The sequence below is a fragment of the uncultured Actinomyces sp. genome, from assembly GCF_963526355.1.
Classification (GTDB): domain Bacteria; phylum Actinomycetota; class Actinomycetes; order Actinomycetales; family Actinomycetaceae; genus Actinomyces.
The window spans coordinates 1-2,682 of record NZ_CAUROW010000183.1 but is presented as its reverse complement, the minus strand read 5'-3'; the positions used below and the strand labels follow the sequence as shown (position 1 = coordinate 2,682).

Here is a 2,682-nt window from a genome sequence, read left to right as displayed (position 1 = left end):
CTGGTACTACTTGGACGGCTCCCGCGGCGGGGCCATGGTCACCGGCCGGGCGAGGATCGAGGGCCGCTGGTCCACCTTCGCCGGCGGCGGCGCCTGGCAGGGCTACGAGACCCTGCATCCGGTCCTGGCCACACCCACCGCGAGCAGGCAGCAGGTCATCGCCACCATGGTCTCCACCTATAACGGCTCCGGCCGCGCCTACCCCTCCAGTGCTCTGTCCGAGGGCGGAGCCGCAACGGCCCAGGACTTCTTCACCACCCTCTATGACGAAGCGGTGTCCGAGGGTGTCAGTCCCGAGCTGCTCTTCGCCCAGGTGATGAAGGAGACCGCCTGGCTCCAGTTCGGGGGAGACGTCAGGATCCAGCAGTTCAACTTCGGGGGGCTAGGAGCAACTGGCGGGGGAGCTGCGGGCGCCTCCTTCCCGAGCGTCCAGATCGGGCTGCGCGCCCAGGTCCAGCATCTGCGGGCCTACGCCGACTCGGGCGCCTCCGCCCAGGATCTCTCCCACCCGTTGGTCGATACCCGCTTCGCCTACGTGCGCAAGGGCTCGGCCCCCTACGTGGAGCACCTGGGCATTCAGGAGAACCCTCAGCGCACCGGCTGGGCGACTGCCCGCAACTACGGCAATGACCTGGCGGCCATGATCGATCAGTACTTCGGATAGGTCGGTGCCCCGACGGTGCTGGTCCAGCTGCCGATCACGTTCGACCCAGGTGGGGCCGGATTCCCTCACGGGGAGTCCGGCCCCGTTTCCTGTCCGCTCGGATCAGTGCGCATGAGGCCCGGCGTGAGACACTGGCGCCGCGACCGTCGCATAGATCAGCCTCTAGACCAGTGTTGACTCGAAACACCAGCGTCGACTCGCTCTGACCAGCTCTGCCGGGGGAGGACCCACGTGACCCGAGGAAACCGAGGAATCATCTACTTCCACTTCGATCCTCATGATCGGGTCCGTGACTACGTCACCCGCGTCCTGGCATCCCTGCGCCCCCACGCCGACCACATCCTGGTGGTCTCCAACTCATCCATCGACGATGCCGATCGTGCCCGGTTGGAGGCCTCCTGCGACGAGATTCTTCAGCGCCCCAACGAGGGCCTCGACGTCGGTGCCTACCGGGCCGGACTGGAGCACCTCGGCTGGGACCGGCTCGCCGACTTCGACGAGCTCATCCTGACCAACCACACCTACTACGCCCCCGTGCGCCCCTGGAAGGAGGTCCTCGCCCGCGCTGAGGACTGGAGCGACATCTCCTTCTGGGGCATGACCGAGCACGACGTCATGCGCCCCCACCCCTTCCTCGCCAGGCGCGAGCTGCCCCGCCACATCCAGTCCCACTGGATCGCGGTGCGCCGCAGGCTCCTGACGGACCCCGCCTTCCGTGCCTACTGGGAGCAGATGCCGCCGGTCTCCTCCTACCGCGACTCCATCCAGTGGCACGAGTCTCGTTTCACCGGCCACTTCGCCGACCTCGGCCACACCTACGAGGTCGCCTTCCCCGTGGACCGCTACACCTCCGACAACCCGGCCATCGAGGAGGCGCCGGCGCTACTGGCGGACGGCTGTCCCCTGCTCAAGCGCCGGGCCTTCTTCCACGACCCGCTCCACCAGGACCGTCAGGCCGTCGTCGGCGGGGACCTGCTGGCCTTCGCCGCACAGGTGGGTTACAGCGAGGACCTCATCCTGTCCGACGTCGTCCACACCGCCGCCGCCCGCGACCTCATCGTCAACGCAGGGCTCACCGAGGTCATCGCCGAGACCGTTCCCGGCCCGGCCCTCAGGGCCCAGTCTCCGGCGCAGGAGGGGCCCTCGGGCTGTGTCGTCGTGCACGTCCCGGCGGGGACGGCCGGGATCGAGCGCGCCGAGGCCGATCGCCTCCCGGAGCGCCTGGCGAGCCTGCCGGCGCACTGGCGAGTGGTGGTCACCTCTCCCACGGGACTGGACGCCACCGACCTGGAGCGTGTCCTCGGTCGTCGTCCGGCCGCCGAGGACACGGAGCCCGGGGGATCCGGACAGCCCGGTGTCACCTTCCGCAAGGTCCGCGACATCGACCCGCGCGGAACGATCGCCTTTCTCACCGAGTGCGATGACCTGTGGGACCCCGGACGCTCCAGCGGCCCGGATCGCGACCTCGACGGTACCGGCGGTGATGGCGGTGACAGCGAGGTCGACCTGGTCCTCACGATCAACCTCGGGCCGCTGTCCGGGGCTCCGGGGCGGGCCGACGACGTCGCCCGCCGCCAGGTCCTCGACTGCCTGCTGGCCTCACCCGGCTACCTCGCCGGCCTCATCGATCTCTTCGAGCGCCATACCGGCCTCGGTGTGGTCCTGCCCGCCGCCTGCCACATCGGTCGGCCGCACGGCGGGCCCCAGTGGGACGGCCTGGTCGGTGCCGCCGAGGCGCTGTCCCGCCGGCTCGGCCTGACGACGCCCTTGGACCCCATTGCGCCGGCGACGCCGGTGGGCTCCATGTTCCTGGCCCGCCCCGAGGCTCTGCGCACGCTGAGTGAGGGCGCCAAGGAGCTCGTGCGGCTGGCCGAGCGGGCCGCCCCCGGCCCCGAGCAGGCAGTGGAGCGTCTGCGAGGTGCTCGCGCCGCCGAGGTGCTCGAGCTGCTGACCGTCTATGCGGCCATGTCCAGCGGCTTCCATCCCCGCGAGGTCCTCACCCCCACCTGGGCCGGGCG

General features: G+C 70.2%; 2 protein-coding genes. Both read left to right on the top strand.

The genetic code is table 11. The features are described 5' to 3' along the window. The coding region (locus tag RWR81_RS13545; protein ID WP_314458226.1) for a glucosaminidase domain-containing protein at nt 1–664 on the top strand (664 nt) is incomplete at its 5' end. 231 nt (nt 665–895) lie between these two features. Beyond that, nucleotides 896–2,682: rhamnan synthesis F family protein (locus tag RWR81_RS13540; protein ID WP_314458225.1), on the top strand; the 1,787-nt coding region annotated here is incomplete at its 3' end.